The sequence below is a fragment of the Priestia sp. YIM B13551 genome, from assembly GCF_042787905.1.
Lineage (GTDB): Bacteria > Bacillota > Bacilli > Bacillales > Bacillaceae_H > Priestia.
This window is the reverse complement of sequence record NZ_JBHZOX010000004.1, coordinates 195663-213833: the sequence shown is the minus strand read 5'-3', so window position 1 is coordinate 213833 and position 18171 is coordinate 195663. Positions and strand designations below refer to the sequence as shown.

Annotated in this window: 17 protein-coding genes, 1 tRNA gene and 1 other annotated feature; all 18 genes read right to left on the bottom strand. The window is 39.4% G+C overall.

The genetic code is table 11. The features are described 5' to 3' along the window. Positions 1-252: 252 nt before the first annotated feature. Positions 253-1539: a trigger factor gene (tig, locus tag ACFX4N_RS20770; protein ID WP_013059368.1), complete on the bottom strand. Its 1287-nt coding sequence runs from the start codon at positions 1537-1539 to the stop codon at positions 253-255. Positions 1540-1760: 221 nt separating this feature from the next. Beyond that, positions 1761-2762, bottom strand: coding sequence for a tetratricopeptide repeat protein (locus ACFX4N_RS20765; protein WP_013059369.1), 1002 nt, complete (start codon positions 2760-2762; stop codon positions 1761-1763). A gap of 101 nt (positions 2763-2863) precedes the next feature. Then, positions 2864-3454 carry a 3-isopropylmalate dehydratase small subunit gene (leuD, locus tag ACFX4N_RS20760; protein WP_013059370.1) on the bottom strand — a complete coding sequence of 197 codons (591 nt, stop codon included), beginning with the start codon at positions 3452-3454 and terminating at the stop codon, positions 2864-2866. Positions 3455-3468: 14 nt separating this feature from the next. Then, on the bottom strand, positions 3469-4884 hold the full coding sequence (gene leuC, locus ACFX4N_RS20755; protein WP_013059371.1) for a 3-isopropylmalate dehydratase large subunit: 1416 nt from the start codon (positions 4882-4884) through the stop codon (positions 3469-3471). 58 nt (positions 4885-4942) lie between these two features. Further along, complete coding sequence (gene leuB / locus ACFX4N_RS20750) at positions 4943-6052, bottom strand: 3-isopropylmalate dehydrogenase (RefSeq protein ID WP_013059372.1); 1110 nt, start codon at positions 6050-6052, stop codon at positions 4943-4945. Between the two features lie 19 nt (positions 6053-6071). Continuing rightward, positions 6072-7607 (bottom strand): 2-isopropylmalate synthase, encoded by a 1536-nt coding sequence (locus ACFX4N_RS20745; RefSeq protein WP_025601811.1) that lies wholly within the window; start codon positions 7605-7607, stop codon positions 6072-6074. Then, on the bottom strand, positions 7594-8619 hold the full coding sequence (ilvC, locus tag ACFX4N_RS20740; protein WP_013059374.1) for a ketol-acid reductoisomerase: 1026 nt from the start codon (positions 8617-8619) through the stop codon (positions 7594-7596). Before ilvC ends, ACFX4N_RS20745 begins: the two co-directional genes overlap by 14 nt. Positions 8620-8682: 63 nt before the next feature. Then, complete coding sequence (gene ilvN / locus ACFX4N_RS20735) at positions 8683-9195, bottom strand: acetolactate synthase small subunit (protein ID WP_013059375.1); 513 nt, start codon at positions 9193-9195, stop codon at positions 8683-8685. After that, positions 9192-10919 (bottom strand): acetolactate synthase large subunit, encoded by a 1728-nt coding sequence (gene ilvB, locus ACFX4N_RS20730; RefSeq protein WP_377262332.1) that lies wholly within the window; start codon positions 10917-10919, stop codon positions 9192-9194. Before ilvB ends, ilvN begins: the two co-directional genes overlap by 4 nt. Positions 10920-10987: 68 nt before the next feature. Next, positions 10988-11241: a binding site (T-box leader), on the bottom strand. A 324-nt stretch (positions 11242-11565) separates the two neighbouring features. Beyond that, positions 11566-11639: transfer RNA gene (locus ACFX4N_RS20725), tRNA-Arg, on the bottom strand. Positions 11640-11764: 125 nt separating this feature from the next. Then, positions 11765-12277 carry a metallophosphoesterase gene (locus tag ACFX4N_RS20720; RefSeq protein ID WP_013059377.1) on the bottom strand — a complete coding sequence of 171 codons (513 nt, stop codon included), beginning with the start codon at positions 12275-12277 and terminating at the stop codon, positions 11765-11767. A gap of 15 nt (positions 12278-12292) precedes the next feature. Continuing rightward, a complete protein-coding gene (locus ACFX4N_RS20715) occupies positions 12293-12886 on the bottom strand; it encodes an XTP/dITP diphosphatase (RefSeq protein WP_013059378.1) in 594 nt (197 codons plus the stop codon). 9 nt (positions 12887-12895) lie between these two features. Further along, a complete protein-coding gene (gene rph, locus ACFX4N_RS20710; protein ID WP_013059379.1) occupies positions 12896-13642 on the bottom strand; it encodes a ribonuclease PH in 747 nt (248 codons plus the stop codon). 134 nt (positions 13643-13776) lie between these two features. After that, positions 13777-14862, bottom strand: a complete 1086-nt coding sequence (locus ACFX4N_RS20705; RefSeq protein ID WP_025601439.1) for a GerMN domain-containing protein — start codon at positions 14860-14862, stop codon at positions 13777-13779. Between the two features lie 113 nt (positions 14863-14975). Further along, on the bottom strand, positions 14976-15770 hold the full coding sequence (gene racE / locus ACFX4N_RS20700) for a glutamate racemase (protein ID WP_025601441.1): 795 nt from the start codon (positions 15768-15770) through the stop codon (positions 14976-14978). A gap of 10 nt (positions 15771-15780) precedes the next feature. After that, positions 15781-16224 carry a MarR family winged helix-turn-helix transcriptional regulator gene (locus tag ACFX4N_RS20695; RefSeq protein ID WP_013059382.1) on the bottom strand — a complete coding sequence of 148 codons (444 nt, stop codon included), beginning with the start codon at positions 16222-16224 and terminating at the stop codon, positions 15781-15783. Between the two features lie 211 nt (positions 16225-16435). Beyond that, positions 16436-17050, bottom strand: a complete 615-nt coding sequence (locus ACFX4N_RS20690) for a PH domain-containing protein (protein ID WP_013059383.1) — start codon at positions 17048-17050, stop codon at positions 16436-16438. Positions 17051-17163: 113 nt separating this feature from the next. After that, positions 17164-18162: an inorganic phosphate transporter gene (locus tag ACFX4N_RS20685; protein ID WP_013059384.1), complete on the bottom strand. Its 999-nt coding sequence runs from the start codon at positions 18160-18162 to the stop codon at positions 17164-17166. Positions 18163-18171 lie beyond the last annotated feature (9 nt).

The window sequence follows — 18171 nt, the reverse complement described above, 5'->3', positions numbered from 1 at the left end:
AAAGATTTGTATTGCATTTTACCATACATTTTCTTGAATAGATACTAAAACGTTTTATGTATATGTTGTTGATGAGCATAACAGAATGGAGATCTGCTATTATATAGTGTCCTCTTATTGGGCCTATTTCATAACCACGGATTTCAAACAATGGGTTAAAGCTGCTTCTACGGTGTTGGTTATGATATAAAAAAACTATTGAAGTTTATAAAACAAGGCACGATCAAGTCGCGCCTTGTTTCTTACTTACTATTATGCAACAGCTTTGCTGTTTTCTACAAGAAATTCAACTGCTTTACGTACTTTCATGTCTTCTTTAATGCTATCAAGACTGCCAAGCACTTTCTTAATTTCTTCGACAGGCATGTTGTACATTCCTGCCATGTTTTCTAATTCTTTTTCTACTTCTTCTTCGCTTACTTCAAGATTTTCAGCTTTTGAAATAGCTTCTAGCGTTAAGTTGATTTTCACACGCTTTTCAGCATCCGGACGCATTTGGTCGCGAAGAGCTTTTTCATCTTGACCTGAGAATTGGAAGTAAAGTTCAAGGTTAAGACCTTGCATTTGTAAACGTTGTTCAAACTCTTGCATCATACGATCCATTTCAGTATTGAACATTGCTTCTGGAATTTCTACTTCAGCGTTTTCAGCAGCTTTTTCTACTAAAGTGTCGCGAAGAGCTGATTCCGCTTGATTCTCTTTATCGCTTTGTAATTTTTCTTTTGTTTTTGCTTTTAACGCTTCTAAAGTTTCTACTTCTTCATCTACGTCTTTTGCAAACTCATCGTCTAAAGCTGGAAGCTCTTTAGATTTGATTTCGTGTAATTTCACTTTGAATTTAGCAGCTTTACCAGCTAGCTCTTCAGCGTGATACTCTTCAGGGAATGTTACTTCCACTTCTTTTTCAGCGCCTACTTCAAGACCAACTAGTTGCTCTTCAAAGCCAGGGATGAATGTGTTAGAACCGATTTCTAAAGAATAGTTTTCGCCTTTTCCGCCTTCGAATGCTTCGCCATCAACGAAACCTTCAAAGTCGATTACAGCTGTATCACCTTCAGCTACAGTTCCTTCTTCTTTAACAACTAGTTCAGCGTGACGCTCTTGAAGTGTTTTTAATTCTGATTCAACGTCTTCGTCTGTTACAGTTGTATCTACTTTTTCTACTTCTAAGTTTTTGTATTCGCCTAATTTAACTTCAGGCTTAACAGTTACTTTAGCAGTGAAAACTAGAGGTTGTCCTTTTTCGATTGTTTCAACATCGATTTCTGGACGATCAACCGGCTCGATACCAGCTTCAACAATTGCATTGCTGTAAGCCTCAGGTAATAAGATGTCTAGTGCATCTTGGTATAAAGATTCTACGCCAAAACGTTTTTCGAAAAGTGGACGAGGCATTTTACCTTTACGGAACCCTGGTACGTTTACTTGTTTTACAACTTTTGTGAATGCTTTATCTAAGGCTTTATCAAACTCAGCAGCTTCAACTTCTACTGTTAAAACGCCTTGATTTCCTTCTTGTTTTTCCCATTTTGCAGACATGAATGTTTCCCTCCAAAATCATTTTAAGTAGTGATTTCTAAATTAGATAATGCAGATAGCCTATCAGTTCAACCCTCAATCATTATCTATTTAACTCCCTATTACTTTAAAGTAAGTAGGAATGTAATGTAAAGATGAAATTCTACTATACGTATTTAAGTGCATTTTACAACCATTATATTATAACATACAACAATGACGTTTCAACTAAACACCACATTTTATATAAAAGAAATTTCTTCAATTTCTTTTAGCTCTTTAATTGCCTTTCTTAATTCAGCTGCGGAGAAACTTCCGTCTTCCTCTGCTACAGCTGCATCTGACTCTTCTCCTTGCATCATCAGACTAATAGCATACACCGCTTCTGTCCAAAGTTTTACATTATCACCCGGTAAAAACGGAAATGTAATAAATAAATGACGCTGCCATATCTCAACGGCAACCTGCAGCAATGTAGGATTTTCATGTTCCAGCTTTTCCGTCAGCTGCGCCTCTACTTGCTCGGCAAAAAAATACGGTGTTGTTCGTTGAAGCTGAAGCGCATTTACTTTTTTCGTCTCTCCAAACTTAGTAATCATAAAATCAATGTCTACTTCTTCTTCCATGACTGTTTTTAAAGCGACTGTTTTTACGATAGGGTGAACAGCTTCGGATGAAAATAGCTGTTCCAGAAAGAAGCGCTGCTTTTCAATTCTCTTTGTTTTTAATGAATGAACCCATTCAAGCTGATCTTGAATATTGTCTAGAGCTGTGAATGATTTAAACTGCTCTAGCTGTTCTTCTTCTGTTTGTTCTTCTATGACTTGTTCTTGATTCATTCTATTCTTACAGAACTCCAATAGCTGATAAAGCTGTTCAGCATGTTCAGAAGGGAGTTTGTGTTCTTGAATAACTGCTTGTAGAGTGACATATCCTTCATGATAGTGACCAAGCTGAATTAACACCATGAGGTACATTTGCAAATTATGATAATAATCGCCAATATCTTCTTTCAGCATTTGCTCACATAATTCCTTAGCTATGCCTGCATCACCGAGCTCCACGTGACAAATAACAAGGCCAAGCAAAATTTCATGATGCTTATTATCAAGTTCGTAGGCCTGCTCAAATAAAGGAAGTGCTTCTTGAAATTGCTTGTGCTGCATATGATCTGTAGCTTTTTCAACCAACCGTTCTTTTAATAGAGGAAAAGCTACAATTTTGTTTTGTTGTTCATTCGACATGTTTTCTCCCCACTTCGCGGTCCATTTGCTTTACAGTTTAGCAATTCGATTAACGGAACGCAAAAAAATCGAGCAAAATCATAATTTTGCTCGATTTTTGGTTAATATCTTACCGTTTTTGCTTCATAAGCAGAAATGTCGTCTTCAAAAGAAAGCGTATAGCCAATTTCATCATATCCGTTAACAAGCATATATTTCCAATGTCCATTGATATCAAACGTACGTTCAAAACCTGCTTCATCGGTAATTTTTTGCTGATGAAGATCGATTGTACAGGCGTAAGAAGCACTTTGAGACTCTTTCATTAAATAGGAAACATCTTCTTTTGGTAAAACAATAGGTAAAATACCATTTTTTAGACAGTTTTGTTTAAAAATATCCGCAAATGAAGGTGCGATAATAGCACGGAACCCGTAGTCTAAAAGCGCCCATGGAGCGTGTTCACGTGACGAACCACATCCGAAGTTCTCGTCGGCTACAAGAATTGTTGCTCCTTGATTTTGAGGCTGATTTAATTCAAACGTTTCATTTAACGTCTCATCTTCATTATATCGCCAATCAAAAAATAGAAATTGGCCAAAGCCAGTACGCTCAATTCTTTTCAAAAATTGCTTTGGGATAATTTGATCAGTATCTACGTTTGCTCGGTCGAGACCTGCTACTTTCCCTGTATGGATTGTAAAAGCATTCATCTGTGTTCTCCTCCTTATCGCACCGCTTGTTCTTGTAGTTTGCGTACATCAACAAAATGTCCATATACCGCTGCCGCTGCTGCCATTACCGGGCTTACTAAATGCGTTCTGGCGCCTTTTCCTTGACGTCCTTCAAAATTCCGGTTAGAAGTGGACGCACAGTGTTCGCCTTGTGGAACTAAGTCAGAGTTCATGCCTAGACACATGCTGCAGCCGGAGTCTCTCCAATCAAAACCTGCTTCAATAAAAATAGCAGATAGCCCTTCTTCTTCAGCCACTCGTTTTACTTTTTGAGAACCTGGTACAATGATCGCTCGCACATCTGGTGACACTTTCTTTCCTTTAATAAATGCTGCCACGTCACGAAGATCAGACAAACGAGCATTTGTACATGAACCGATAAATACATGCTGAACTGGAATCTCTTCTATTGCCATGCCAGGCTGTAAGCCCATATACTCAAGTGCTCGTGACAAAGACTTTCTCTCAGCTTCTGTTTTACACTCTTCTAATGTAGGAACTTGCTTGCTAACATAAGAACTCATCGCCGGGTTTGTTCCCCATGTTACAACAGGTTCAATTGTATCTGCATCAATTTCCAGCGTTTCATCGTACGTTGCACCTTCATCTGTTGCTAAAGCTGCCCAAGCTTCCACTGCTTTTTCAAACTGTTCTCCTTTAGGAGCATACTGACGTCCTTTAATATAAGAGAACGTGACATCGTCTGGACTGATTAAACCAGCTTTTGCACCGGCTTCAATAGACATATTACAAATGGTCATGCGCTCTTCCATTGAAAGATCGCGAATACATTCGCCCGTAAATTCCACGATTGAACCCGTTCCAAAATTCACGCCGAATTTTTGAATTATTGCTAACACAATGTCCTTAGCATAAACGCCAGGCTGCTTTTTTCCATTCACTTTCACTTGTAGCGTTTTTGGTTTCGCTTGCCATAGCGTTTGTGTTGCTAAAACATGCTCTACCTCACTAGTTCCTATCCCAAAAGCAAGCGCTCCAAATGCACCGTGAGTAGATGTATGACTATCTCCGCACACAATGGTTTTTCCAGGCTGAGTTAATCCTAATTCCGGTCCAATGATATGCACAATTCCTTGCTCTTCACTTGTTAAATCTAAAAGCTTCACACCAAACTCATGACAGTTTTCAGATAGTTTGTCTACTTGTTTCTTTGCAATCGGATCTTTAATATTAAAACGGTCAACCGTTGGAATGTTGTGATCCATTGTAGCAAACGTTAAGTCTGGACGCTTCACTTGGCGATTTGCCACGCGAAGACCTTCAAATGCTTGAGGAGACGTTACTTCATGAATAAGATGAAGATCGATATATAATAAGTCAGGCTTCCCCTCTTCTCGACGTACAACATGTTGTTCCCAAAGCTTATCAATAATTGTTTTTGGTTTCATACTGCTCCTCCTTTCTGATTATGAAAAACGTTTCTCACAAAACGTGAGAAACGCATGATTAACTGTAAGCTGTCATAATGCTTGAAATGGCAGAATCATTGGCAATTACCGCAGTTATCGCCTCCACCATTTTATCGGTACCTAAATAATGATTACCGTCTGCTAAGTCAGCTGTTCGATGACCTGCATGTAATACACTTTCAACCGCTTGTTCAATCACTGCTGCTTCTTTTTCTAATCCAAATGAATGTCTAAGCAACATTGCTGCAGATAAAATAGCAGCAATCGGATTAGCTTTGTTTTGACCAGCAATATCTGGTGCAGAACCGTGAACCGGTTCGTATAGAGACGGACCATCAGCCGTTAAGCTGGCAGATGGCAACATTCCTAACGATCCTGTCAGCATAGAAGCCTCATCACTCAAAATATCACCAAACATATTTTCAGTTACCACTACATCAAAATACTTCGGATTACGAATTAACTGCATAGCAGCTGAATCTACAAGCATATGCTCAAGCTCTACATCCGGGTAGTCTTTTGCTACTTCTTCAGCTACTTCACGCCACACTCTACTAGACTCAAGCACATTCGCTTTATCAACAGACGTTACTTTTTTACGTCGATTTACAGCCGTGTCAAATGCTTGGCGAATAATTCTTTCTATTTCTGTACGCTTATAAAATAATGTGTCGACAACTGTTTCTTCATTTCCTTCTGTTCGGCGCTCGCTAGGCTTACCAAAATATAAGCCTCCTGTTAGCTCACGGACGATAATGAAGTCAACACCTTCAATGTATTCTTTTTTCAGAGGAGAGGCATCCGCTAAGCTATCATAAAATGTCACCGGACGAAGATTAGCATATAAATCCAGTTCTTTTCGAATAGCTAGCAAACCTTTTTCCGGTCGCAAATGTGAAGGGTTACGATCCCATTTTGGCCCTCCAACCGATCCAAGTAATACAGCATCTGCCTGCTTACAAGTCTCAATTGTACTTTCTGGAAGAGGGGTGCCCGCCTCATCAATTGCAGCTCCGCCAATTAGTCCATACGTAAACTCAAATTGATGATCAAAGCGCTCTCCAATTGCTTTTAAAACGGCAACAGCGCCTTTGGTTACTTCTGTTCCTACGCCGTCACCCGGTAATACAGCGACTTTTTTTGTCATGGTGGTCTCTCCCTTCAGTTCACATTACTTCTTGCTTTGTACGATGCTGCTGAATAGCGATTAAACGATTAATGGCGTTCAGATATGCTTTCGCTGATGATTCTAATACGTCAAATGCTACTCCGCGTCCGCTTGCTTCAGTTCCTTCGCTTTCAACCTTCACAAATACTTCAGCCAGTGCATCCGGCCCACCGTTAATAGACTGAATACGATAGTCTAATAGTTTTACATCTTGTTCAACACAGCGCTGTAGGGTATTATAGATAGCTTCCACGCTTCCAGATCCCGTAGCTGCTTCTTGAATCTCTTCGCCGTTTTCTTTGCGAAGCGTAATCGTAGCCGTTGGAATATTGTTCGTACCATACTGAACTTGCAGACTTTCAAGCTTATATTCACTGTCTTTGCTAACTTGCTTTTGAATGACTAATGCCAATAAATCATCATCGGTAATGTCTTTTTTCTTATCTGCTAAGTCTTTAAACTTCTCAAAAAGCACGTTTGCTTCTGTATCTTCCAATGTGAATCCAAGCTCTACTAAGCGTGTACGGAACGCATGACGGCCTGAGTGTTTACCAAGCACAATTGGATTTTGTTTAACACCCACAAGTTCTGGGGAAATAATCTCATATGTTAACGGATTTTTTAAGACGCCATCTTGGTGAATACCTGATTCATGAGCAAAAGCATTTTTTCCGACAATTGCTTTATTTGGTGCAATATTCATTCCGGTAAGCTTACTGATAATGTCACTCGTACGCTTAATTTCAGGCAAGATAAGACCTGTGCTCGCTTTATAGAAATCTTGACGGACATGAAGCGCAAGTGCTACTTCTTCAAGAGCTGCGTTACCCGCACGTTCTCCGATTCCGTTAATCGTTCCTTCAATTTGAGTAGCTCCTGCTTCAATCGCAGCCATTGAATTGGCCACAGCTAGCCCTAAGTCATCGTGACAGTGAGCTGACAAATCAACTTTATGAATATTTGACACATGTTCTTTTAAGTAATTAAATACTGATTGATAGTCACCAGGAGTGATAAATCCTACTGTATCTGGAATATTAACGACTTTTGCACCAGCATCAATAACTGCTTCTACAATTCTTGCTAAAAACGGTAAATCTGTTCGACATGCATCTTCAGCAGACCATTGAACAACCGGGAATTTTTTACTTGCGTACTTCACCATTTCCACTGCTGTTTCAAGTACTTCATCAGGTGTTTTTTTCAATTTATGCTGCATATGAATTTCGGAAGTAGCGATAAAAACATGCAGTCTTGGTTCTGCACTTTCTTTTAACGCTTCCCATGCAATGTCAATATCTTTTGTAACAGACCTTGCAAGGCCTGTTACAGAAGAATTTTTGACAATAGACGCAATTTCTTTTACGGATTGAAAATCACCTTTTGAAGAAGCGGGAAATCCGGCTTCAATGATGTCGATACCTAATCGCTCTAACTGCTTAGCAATTTCAAGCTTTTCTTGTAGGTTCAAATTGACTCCAGGTGACTGTTCACCATCGCGTAGCGTCGTGTCAAATAGTTTAATTTTTTGCACTAGCGATCACCGCTTCTTTCTTTTGTTTTTTAACAAATGGCATCATTTCACGTAATTGAGCGCCAACTTTTTCAATTAAATGTTCGTTTTCACGGTTATTGATAGCTGTAAATTCCGGACGATTTGCTTGGTTTTCTAGGATCCAGCCCTTTGCAAATTTACCTGTTTGGATATCTTCAAGCACTTTTTTCATTTGTGCTTTTGAACGCTCATCTACAACGCGTGGTCCTGAAACGAAGTCACCCCATTGAGCTGTATCAGAGATTGAATAACGCATGCCTTCCATTCCGCCTTCATACATAAGGTCAACAATTAATTTTAATTCGTGTAAACACTCAAAATATGCAACTTCCGGTTGGTAGCCAGCTTCTACAAGCGTTTCAAAACCAGCTTTAACTAATGAAGTTAACCCACCGCAAAGTACTGCTTGCTCACCGAAAAGATCTGTTTCTGTTTCTTCTTTAAATGTTGTTTCTAATACACCCGCACGAGCTGAACCGATTGCTTTAGCATAAGCTAACGCTACGTCTTTTGCTTCTCCAGTTACATCTTGGAATACTGCGAATAACGCCGGTACGCCAGCTCCTTCTTCATACGTTCTTCTTACAAGGTGACCAGGGCCTTTTGGAGCTACTAAGAATACGTCAACGAATTCAGGTGCTACGATTTGGTTAAAGTGAATGTTGAAACCGTGAGCAAATACTAAAGATTTTCCTGGTTTTAGTCCTGGAAGAATTTCTTCGTTATAAACTTTTGGCTGATACTCATCTGGAAGTAATACCATTACTACTTCTGCTTGTTGAACTGCATCTTTTACAGATAATACAGTGAAACCGTCCTGCTCTGCTTGATCCCATGATTTACCTTTACGTAATCCTACTACCACGTTTACTCCGCTGTCGCGTAAGTTTTGTGCGTGAGCGTGACCTTGTGAACCATAACCTACGATTGCTACTGTTTTACCTTGTAATAATTGATCCTTTGCATCTCCGTTATAATATACCTTTGTCATAATAAATCTCTCCTCTTAGTTTATATAGTTTTATATAGTTTACTTTTTAGTAACTAGCTAGAATTAAATGATTGATGAAAGTTTGGCTGCCGCTTTTTGCGTACCGCGCGGAACAGCTACTGTTCCCGTGCGCGTTACTTCTTTTAATCCATAAGGCTGAAGTAGATCAATCATCGCTTCAATCTTGCTGGATTCACCTGTTACTTGAATAATTAGGCTGTCGCGACTTACATCAATGATGGTTGCACGGAAAGGTTCAATTACTGCATAAAGTTCGTTACGGCTCGCTGGTGTAGAGGCTACTTTCATTAAAGCAAGCTCTCTTGACACCACAGCTTGATCCGTAATATCTTGAACTTTCAACACGTCGATCTGTTTGTTTAACTGCTTGATCACTTGTTCAGCAGCGTTATCATGCTCTACGTTCACAACAAACGTCATGCGTGATACATCCTCAGATTCAGTGTGCCCTACCGAAATACTCTCAATATTGAAATTTCTTTTTGTAAATAACCCCGTTACGCGATTTAAAACGCCCGCACGGTTTAATACAGTTGCTGTAATGATTCGCTTCATGGTTTCACCCCTACCATTTCATGTAATCCTTTTCCAGGTGCAACCATTGGATATACGTTTTCTTTAGGTGCGACAAAGAAATTTAGTAGAACAGGTCCATCTGTTTCCATTGCTTCTTTCAGAGCCGCATGCGCTTCTTCTTCAGTAGAAGCTTGTAAACCTTTAATGTCATAAGCCTCTGCAAGCTTCATTAAATTAGGCTGATTCGGAATTAAAGAGTGTGAGTAGCGTTCTTCATAGAAGATTTCCTGCCACTGACGAACCATACCAAGCGACTGATTGTTGAGTACAACCACTTTTACAGGTAAATTTAATTCTCTAATAACCCCTAATTCTTGAAGCGTCATTTGAAATCCACCGTCACCAACGACTGCTACAACTGTTTTATCTTTATTTGCCAGCTGAGCGCCGATTGCAGAAGGTAATCCAAAGCCCATAGTGCCAAGACCACCTGAAGTTACCCATCGATCTGGATTATTAAATGTGTAGTATTGAGCTACCCACATTTGATGTTGCCCAACGTCCGTTGTAACAACGGCATCTCCATTTGTATACTTGTGAAGCAACTCAACTACTTTTTGTGGTTTTAACACGTCCGCTGAGTTCTGATACCATAATGGATATTCTTGCTTCCACGCCGCTAATTTCTCATGCCATTTCGTATAATCTCCAACTTCTCCTTCTTGCAGAAGCAATTGCTTCAATACTTCTTTTGCATCTCCAACAATTGGAATCTTGGTTGGAACATTCTTTCCAATTTCCGCTGGGTCGATGTCAATGTGAGCAATTTTTGCATTTGGTGCAAAATGCTTTAAGTTACCTGTTACTCGGTCATCAAAGCGTGCACCGATACTAATGAGAAGATCACTCTCATAAATTGCCATGTTTGCTGTGTACGTTCCGTGCATGCCAGCCATTCCTAAATGAAGCGGATGATCTGCAGGAAAACAGCCCAACCCTAAAAGCGTATTAATAACCGGAATATTTTGACGCTCGGCATAATTTTTTAATTCTTCTGAACCTTTACTCAATAACACTCCCGCACCTGCTAGGATAACAGGTTGTTTTGCAGCTACTACTGCGTCTGTTAATTTTTTAACCTGCAGCTGATTTGGAAAATAAGTTGGCTGATAGCCAGGTAAATCAATTTCTCCTTCGTAGTTAAATGTTCCATCACCCTGTGCCATATCTTTTGGAATGTCGATTAAGACTGGACCAGGTCTTCCTGTTGTCGCAATATGAAATGCCTCTTTGATGATTCTCGGCATATCGCTGATATTGCGTACTTGATAGCTATGTTTTGTAATTGGCATTGTGATCCCTAATACATCTGCTTCTTGGAACGCGTCAGAACCAATTACACTTGAAGCTACTTGACCAGTAAAAACAACTAAAGGAAGTGAGTCAATCATCGCATCTGCCAAACCTGTTACGATATTTGTTGCGCCAGGACCACTTGTTGCGATAACTACACCGGGTTTGCCTGAAATTCTTGCGTACCCTTCTGCTGCGTGAATTCCACCTTGTTCGTGACGAGCAAGTACGTGAAACATTCCTGAACCATATAGCTTATCGTAAATCGGTAAAACGGCTCCCCCGGGGTAACCGAAGATGACGTCAACATTTTCTCTTCTTAGAGATTCAATCAACATGTCAGCTCCATTCATTTGTGCCCCAGTGCTTACAGGTTCTTTCGTTTGCATATTGGCTCCCACTTTTCTCATCCTTTCGTTTTCTAGATAAAAGAAAAAAGACTTCTCACCCCTAAATAGACCCTATCAAATGATATAGGTCAAGGGGCGAAAAGTCTTTTGTACTTTACGCGGTACCACCCTCGTTTGTAATCGTAATGATTACCTTATGAATGTATACTGTACATTCTTTTTGATAACGAGTGCTTTGGAAGTACACTCGGTCGCCCTTACTGAATTTCAGGGTGACACTCTGAGGTGAGTTCATTTTGAGTTGGTAACGTCGGCTTCCAGCAACCCGACTCTCTGTTGATACCTAAACATCAAAACTACTTATCCTCTTCAACGTTTTAAAACGCTATATGCTTTTTGAACAATGCTTTACACATCATATTTTAAATTAATTACAATTAATTAAAATTTTTAGAAAACTTATATTTGAGGACTATCTTACGCCCATTTCTATGCATAGTCAACCACTTTTCGAGATTTTTTTAGACAATTTAGACTAAACAGAATATTTGAATGCGTTTTCATTATTGATGTAATAAGGGTTTACAGCAGTTCAAAAAGTTTTTCTGAAACGTTCATTTGTACACACTGAATGAACAAACATTCACTTTGAAGATAAATAAAAAAACCGGCTTTTACTAAAAAGTAAAAGCCGGTTTTTTCCGGACGTCCCAGGAGAGATTCGAACTCCCGACCGACGGCTTAGAAGGCCGTTGCTCTATCCTGCTGAGCTACTGGGACATAATGTTAAAGTGTATCAAAGACAATACTTATTATATTCAAATATAATTTAAAAGTCAACGTTTTTTTGAAATTTTATGAGAAGAGAGGTAAAAAACCTTCTCTTCTCCCTATATTTGGCTATATTATGCTGAAAGTGTACAGGTTAACTGCATGCTAGGAATATGTTTACCGCTTATATCGTAAAACTGCACGGTAGCTTCTGTACCATCCATTACTAGTATAGCATACGTACGTTCTTTTCTCATACGAGGAAGTAACATACTTCCTGGATTAATAAATAAAACTCCGTCCATGAGCTCAGCTCCCGCTATGTGAGAATGCCCAAAACAAACAACGTTTGCCCCGACTTCTCTCGCTTTGTAATGCAAATTCATCATAGACATTTTAACATTATATAAGTGACCGTGTGTAACCAGACACGTAGCTTCTCCAAGCGACTCTACTCGATCATTAACGTAAGATGCATCGTAGTCACAATTTCCTCGAACGCCTAAAAACGCAGACATTTCTTTGCTGTCTTGCGGCAACTCAGAGTCCCCACAATGGATCATCTTATCTACATCAGCATGTCTCTCTCTGATAGTGAGCAGCTCTTCTTGTAACCCGTGGCTATCGCTTACAATTAATAGTTTCACACGTCATCACTCCTTCTAAAATTGTGCATCAATTAGCGGTGCTAGTTTTTTTAACGCATTTGCTCGGTGACTAATCTGATTTTTTTGCCCTTTGGTCAATTCTGCCATGGAGCATCTCCATTTTTCTACAAAGAAAATGGGATCGTACCCAAAACCGTTTTCCCCTCTTTTTTCCTCCAAGATGTGCCCTTCACACGTGCCTTCTACAATTTCGGTTCTCTTTCCGGGCACTGCAATAGCAAGAGCACAATGAAAGCGTGCCGTGCGCTTTTCAAACGGCACGTCATTTAATTTTTGAAGTACCTTCTCTATATTAGCATTATCATCTTTATTTTCACCAGCATAACGCGCGGAATAAACGCCTGGCTCCCCGTTTAAGGCATCAATAGCAAGCCCGGAATCATCGGCAATGACCGGCTTATTTAATGCGGATGAAATGGCCTCTGCTTTTAGCGTGGCATTCTCTGCAAATGTAACGCCCGTTTCTTCCACGTCTTCAATCTCAGGAAAATCAAGAAGCGATTTTACTTTAAATCCCTTCGGTGAGAAAAGTGTTTCAAAATCTTTTACTTTGCCTGCGTTTTTAGTTGCAATAATGATTTCACGCACGTTAATCCCTTACCTTTCTTTAACCGGAATGTAGGCAGCCAGATGATCAAGAACTTCCTTTTGCTGTTCAATCAATTGATAAACACCCTTTTCCCCTAAATCTAGAAGATGGTTTAACTGTTCTCTCGAAAACGTCGATTCCTCTCCCGTTCCCTGTAATTCTACAAACTGTCCGCTTCCTGTCATCACAATATTCATGTCAACTTCCGCTGTCGAATCTTCTTCATAATTTAAATCTAAAATTGAATTTTCTCCATGAATACCTACTGAAGTCGCAGCTAAGTAGTCACGAATAGGAATTTCTGTTAGCTTGTTCTCTTCAACCAGCTTTCCAAATGCTAAAACCATAGCCACAAAAGCACCTGTAATCGATGCTGTTCTTGTACCGCCATCTGCTTGAATAACATCACAATCAATCCAAATTGTCTTTTCTCCGACCTTTTCCAGATCGACTACAGAACGAAGAGCTCGTCCGATTAGACGCTGAATTTCCATTGTTCGTCCTGTGACTTTACCTTTTGATGATTCACGTATATTTCTTTGTGCCGTAGCTCGAGGCAGCATAGAATATTCAGCTGTAATCCATCCTTTTCCTTGTCCACGCATAAAAGGAGGCACTCTGTCGTCTATGCTTGCTGTACAAATAACCTTTGTGTCTCCTACCGAGATTAATACAGATCCTTCTGGATGCTTTAAGTATGAAGTATGAAGAGATACAGGTCTCAATTCATTAAATTCCCTACCGTCCAAACGCATTAAGCATGTCCTCCTATTCATTCATTTATATGTAATAGTCTCTTCCATTTTAACTATAAAACAGCGGAAAGAGGTCGCTATTTCAGCAGACCTCTTTCTACTTAGTCCTTTACTAGTATAACAAAAATTTGTTTTTAAAAACTACCTGTGTTCACATTTTTAGGTCTTGAAACTGGTTCCGTTAATTTTTTCCCTTTTTCATCTTTTAGCGTTTTTTTGCCATTCACCTTAATGGCAACGCTGTCTACGGCTTTTTGTTCCGTCAGCGATAACACTAAGGAGTCGAGAACATGCTGAGAAATTTCCGTTCCTTTTAAATTCCCAAAGATGTTTTTATTAAAGTTCAGCGTTAACTCACCGTCCGCATACTTTGGAGCTGCTACGAGCTTTGCATCAGGATTAAAATCTGTCACTAAACCTGATGCAGGTGCAGGTCCTTCTACAAGCTCGTTCACAATTGCAGTGTACATATCTTTGTCATCAGAAGCAATTCGTTTTGTGACAGGAACATAGTAAGTTTGTTTGCCCTCTTGAGCTAAGTAATAAATCGTAACTGGCTTCGTTTGAGTTACGTCAACTACTCCAGTATTATCAAAGTTAATGCCATCTGCTCTGCTCAACCCTTTACTGATTGGCGTATGATTTACAGGCATCTCATCTTTATCATAGCCGTTAATGCGAATTTTAACTTTATTTACGCCTTCAAACTGCGTCAGCGTCCAAGTGACGGCCTGCAGAATACGGAGTTCATCTTCTTTTTTATACTCAGCAAATTCAGGTGAAAAATCTGCTACCATCGTGCCGTCACTTTCCAGCTTTGTCCCTAAAACTCTTGTATCAGCAGGAAGAACCGCTCGGAAATTATTTGGCAATAAGTTTGTGACTGGTCCACCCTCTACTAAATATTCAAGAGACTGTTTAGCGACACCTTTTGATTTAGGAATTTCAAGCGTCTGGGGAACAACGTACCCGTTTTTATCAATTAAGTAGAGTTCTCTTTTGGTAGGCGCAGATGTTTCTGCGGCTTTACTTTGTTTTTTATTAGCTTCCGTTACTTTCGCTTCAGTCGCTAATGATTTTTCATCTTTCACATAGGTGACATCCTTTGGCGGATCAATTTCCTTTGCTGCGTTATCCCCTCCGAAAAGTCCACAGCCGGATAACAATACAGATGTGGTCACCACGGCGGATATGAGAACAAGTTGGGTCTTTTTGGACATTCCTTTCCCTCCTCAGACTGTTTGTACTACTATGTATACGAGCTTTTTTGCATTTTAGACCAGCTCAAAAAAGTTTTTGTCCACAAAAAAAACCGAGCATGATATGCACGGTTTTAAAGCTTGATATGTTCAACATTATATACAGGGTGCTCAAACCATTTAGATGCAATAGATTGAAACAGTTCTGTTGATCCTGTTGTAAAGAAGTAGTGTTCAGGCTCCATGTTTCTAGGAGCTAGTAAATTGCTATAAGAAAGAATAGCACTTACCTCTATTGCCGTTTCTTCGCCAGAACTGATTAACTGAACTCTAGGCCCAATTGCTTCTTGAATAACTGGCTTTAATAACGGATAATGCGTACATCCTAAAATAAGGGTATCCATATCTGTATGATAAAAAGGTTTTAATGTTTCTTTTACAATTCGCTGCGCTTCCGGTCCTTCATAATTACCGCTCTCTACAAGAGGCACAAACAAAGGGCATGCTAAATTTTCCACTTCCACTCTTGTATGAAGAGCTCGGAGTGCATGTGTATAGGCTTGACTTTTCACGGTTCCGTTTGTGCCGATTACACCTATTTTATGATTTTTAGTTACTTTAAGCGCAGCGCGTGATCCTGGTTCAATGACGCCTATAACTGGAATATCGAGCTGTTCTTGAATTTCATCCAGCACAACTGCCGTAGCCGTATTGCACGCAATAACAAGCATTTTAATATCTTTATCTACTAAATAATTAGTCATCTCCCACGTGAAAGCTCGTACTTCTTCACTAGGACGAGGACCGTATGGGCAGCGGGCTGTATCTCCAATATACATAATTTGTTCTTTCGGAAGCTGTCTCATAATTTCCTTTGCTACCGTTAATCCGCCCACACCTGAATCTATAACACCAATTGGTCTACTCAAAACAATCGCCTCATTTTTCTTTCATTTCATCATGCAATTTTCGTAACGTTACTCGTAAAACTTCCGTTTCACTCGGAGAGAAGTTTGCCAGTACGCCATTTAAATACGTTTGTCGCTTTTCAATTACTTCTTCGATAACACGTGCTCCTTCAGGAAGCAAATGAATACGCACTACGCGGCGGTCTTTTGGATCTTTCACCCGAACCACCAACTTATTTTTTTCCATACGATCTACTAAATCTGTCGTTGTACTACAAGCGAGAAAAATACGATTTGATAAATCGCCAATCGTCATATCTCCACGTTCAAACAGCCACTGCAAAGCAATAAACTGAGGTGGCGTAATCGTATAGTCTTCTAAAATTTCTCTTCCTTTTTGCTTCACAATCGCTGCAATATGTCGAAGTGACTTCTCTAATTCTGCCACTGTATCCTCATTATTTTTTGCTGTCATACCGTAATCCTTTCCACCTATAAGTCTTATTTTCTATTATTTCTTTCAGTTAAACCCGTCTCTATTGTTTCTCTTTTCTATTTTATATTGTGCTCTTTTTTCAGTAATTTTTCAAGGTTAACATAAGGATTCTACAACGTTCATCATAAGTCTACATACTCTCATTCAGCATCAAAAAACAGCTGCTCCATAAAAGGAGCAGCTGTTTCTATTAATTATTGATATACAGCTCGAAAACTGAGCTGAAATCTTTTGTTGTGTAGGCTGTTTTTTTATCTAATAACCAAGAAAACGCAGCTTCGTTAATTTCTTTAAATTCACCAGCAACACTTCCACTTGTATTTCTTGTACTGCTTAGCGTAGAAGAAGCTAACTGAATACTTTGTTTAGCAAAATCGAGCGCAATTTCATTTTCACGCGTTATTTCAGACATTTTAAACAGCGCTTTATATAAATCTTTTACCTCTTCTATATGCTTTTTGTGTACATCGATAGAAAAAGTCTCCGAGCCAATTTTAAATTTAATTTCCACATCTAAATCGACAGTTCCAGCCGTTTCTAGCATCACGTTTGAAATGTGATTTGTGCTGTAGTTATAACGGCGAAGCATTCGCTTTTTGCTTGTAGCACTTGTTCCATCAAGATGAATGAGCGCTTTATTGGTAAAGCAATATTCATCTGACTTTGATTTGATTAGAAAATAAATTTTTTCTTGTTCTTCATGCATAACGTAATCGTCTGCATCTACCTTGTCATAATCAACTGGCTTAATAACAGAACCAATATCACTTAGCCCCAGTACATCAGCAGCTACTTTTCCAAACATTTCCCCATCTCCCTCTTAAAAACAATTGTATTATTTTCATGTTTTAAGTGTACTGTGCAAATAAGGGGATGTAAATAAAAAAAGGAGCTTCTTAAAAAGAAGCTCCACATTTATTAAAAGAGCAAATTTAAAATCATATAGATAAGTGCAGCTAATGAAGCTGAAATTGGCAATGTGATAACCCATGTAATCACCATGCGCTGTGCAGTTCCCCATTTTACACCTTTCACTCGGTGAGCAGAACCTACACCTAAGATAGAAGATGAAATAACATGAGTAGTACTGACAGGTAGATGAATAAACGTTGCTCCAAAGATAATGGCAGCACCCGTTAAGTCCGCAGCTACTCCATTAACAGGACGAATTTTCATAATTTTACCGCCGACGGTTTTAATGATTTTCCATCCACCAATTGACGTTCCAAGCCCCATTGCGACCGCACAAGCCAGCTGTACCCACCACTGAATCTCAGTACCGCTTTGCATATTGTTAGCAATAAGCGCTAGCGTAATGATACCCATTGCTTTTTGCGCATCATTCGTACCGTGTGTGTAAGATTGTAGGGCTGCAGTCAGGATTTGAACGCGTCGAAAACGCTTATTCGTTTTCGTCAAGTTATGGTTTTTAAACGTTAGCTTGATAATCGTATAGACAATATAACCTACTACAAAGGCTAGAACTGGTGAAATTAGAAGGGCTTCAATGATTTTGATGAAACCTTTGTAATTTAAAGCACCAAATCCAGCAGCTGCAATAGCTGCCCCTGCAATCGATCCAATAATTGCATGAGAAGAACTACTCGGGATACCAAAATACCATGTGATTAGGTTCCACGCGATAGCAGAAATTAGTGCTGCTAAAATAACGACAGAACCGTTTTGAAGCGTATAAGGATCAACGATATCCTTTGTAATCGTTTTGGCTACGCCCGTAAACGTCATAGCACCCACAAAGTTCATGGTTGCGGCTAAAAGAATTGCATGTCGCGGTTTTAAAGCTTTGGTTGAAACAGAAGTCGCAATGGCATTAGCTGTATCGTGAAACCCGTTGATAAAGTCAAAACCAAGTGCACCAACTACAATTAGAATGGTTAATATTAGCATTGAATCCATTATATTATA

What these genes read in the sequence shown, in the direction of transcription:
- tig (WP_013059368.1), bottom strand. Translation starts at nt 1,539, where the DNA reads ATGTCTGCAAAATGGGAAAAACAAGAAGGAAATCAAGGCGTTTTAACA.
- ACFX4N_RS20765 (WP_013059369.1), bottom strand. Translation starts at nt 2,762, where the DNA reads ATGTCGAATGAACAACAAAACAAAATTGTAGCTTTTCCTCTATTAAAA.
- leuD (WP_013059370.1), bottom strand. Translation starts at nt 3,454, where the DNA reads ATGAATGCTTTTACAATCCATACAGGGAAAGTAGCAGGTCTCGACCGA.
- leuC (WP_013059371.1), bottom strand. Translation starts at nt 4,884, where the DNA reads ATGAAACCAAAAACAATTATTGATAAGCTTTGGGAACAACATGTTGTA.
- leuB (WP_013059372.1), bottom strand. Translation starts at nt 6,052, where the DNA reads ATGACAAAAAAAGTCGCTGTATTACCGGGTGACGGCGTAGGAACAGAA.
- ilvC (WP_013059374.1), bottom strand. Translation starts at nt 8,619, where the DNA reads ATGACAAAGGTATATTATAACGGAGATGCAAAGGATCAATTATTACAA.
- ilvN (WP_013059375.1), bottom strand. Translation starts at nt 9,195, where the DNA reads ATGAAGCGAATCATTACAGCAACTGTATTAAACCGTGCGGGCGTTTTA.
- ilvB (WP_377262332.1), bottom strand. Translation starts at nt 10,919, where the DNA reads ATGAGAAAAGTGGGAGCCAATATGCAAACGAAAGAACCTGTAAGCACT.
- rph (WP_013059379.1), bottom strand. Translation starts at nt 13,642, where the DNA reads ATGCGTTTGGACGGTAGGGAATTTAATGAATTGAGACCTGTATCTCTT.
- ACFX4N_RS20705 (WP_025601439.1), bottom strand. Translation starts at nt 14,862, where the DNA reads ATGTCCAAAAAGACCCAACTTGTTCTCATATCCGCCGTGGTGACCACA.
- ACFX4N_RS20695 (WP_013059382.1), bottom strand. Translation starts at nt 16,224, where the DNA reads ATGACAGCAAAAAATAATGAGGATACAGTGGCAGAATTAGAGAAGTCA.
- ACFX4N_RS20690 (WP_013059383.1), bottom strand. Translation starts at nt 17,050, where the DNA reads ATGTTTGGAAAAGTAGCTGCTGATGTACTGGGGCTAAGTGATATTGGT.
- ACFX4N_RS20685 (WP_013059384.1), bottom strand. Translation starts at nt 18,162, where the DNA reads ATGGATTCAATGCTAATATTAACCATTCTAATTGTAGTTGGTGCACTT.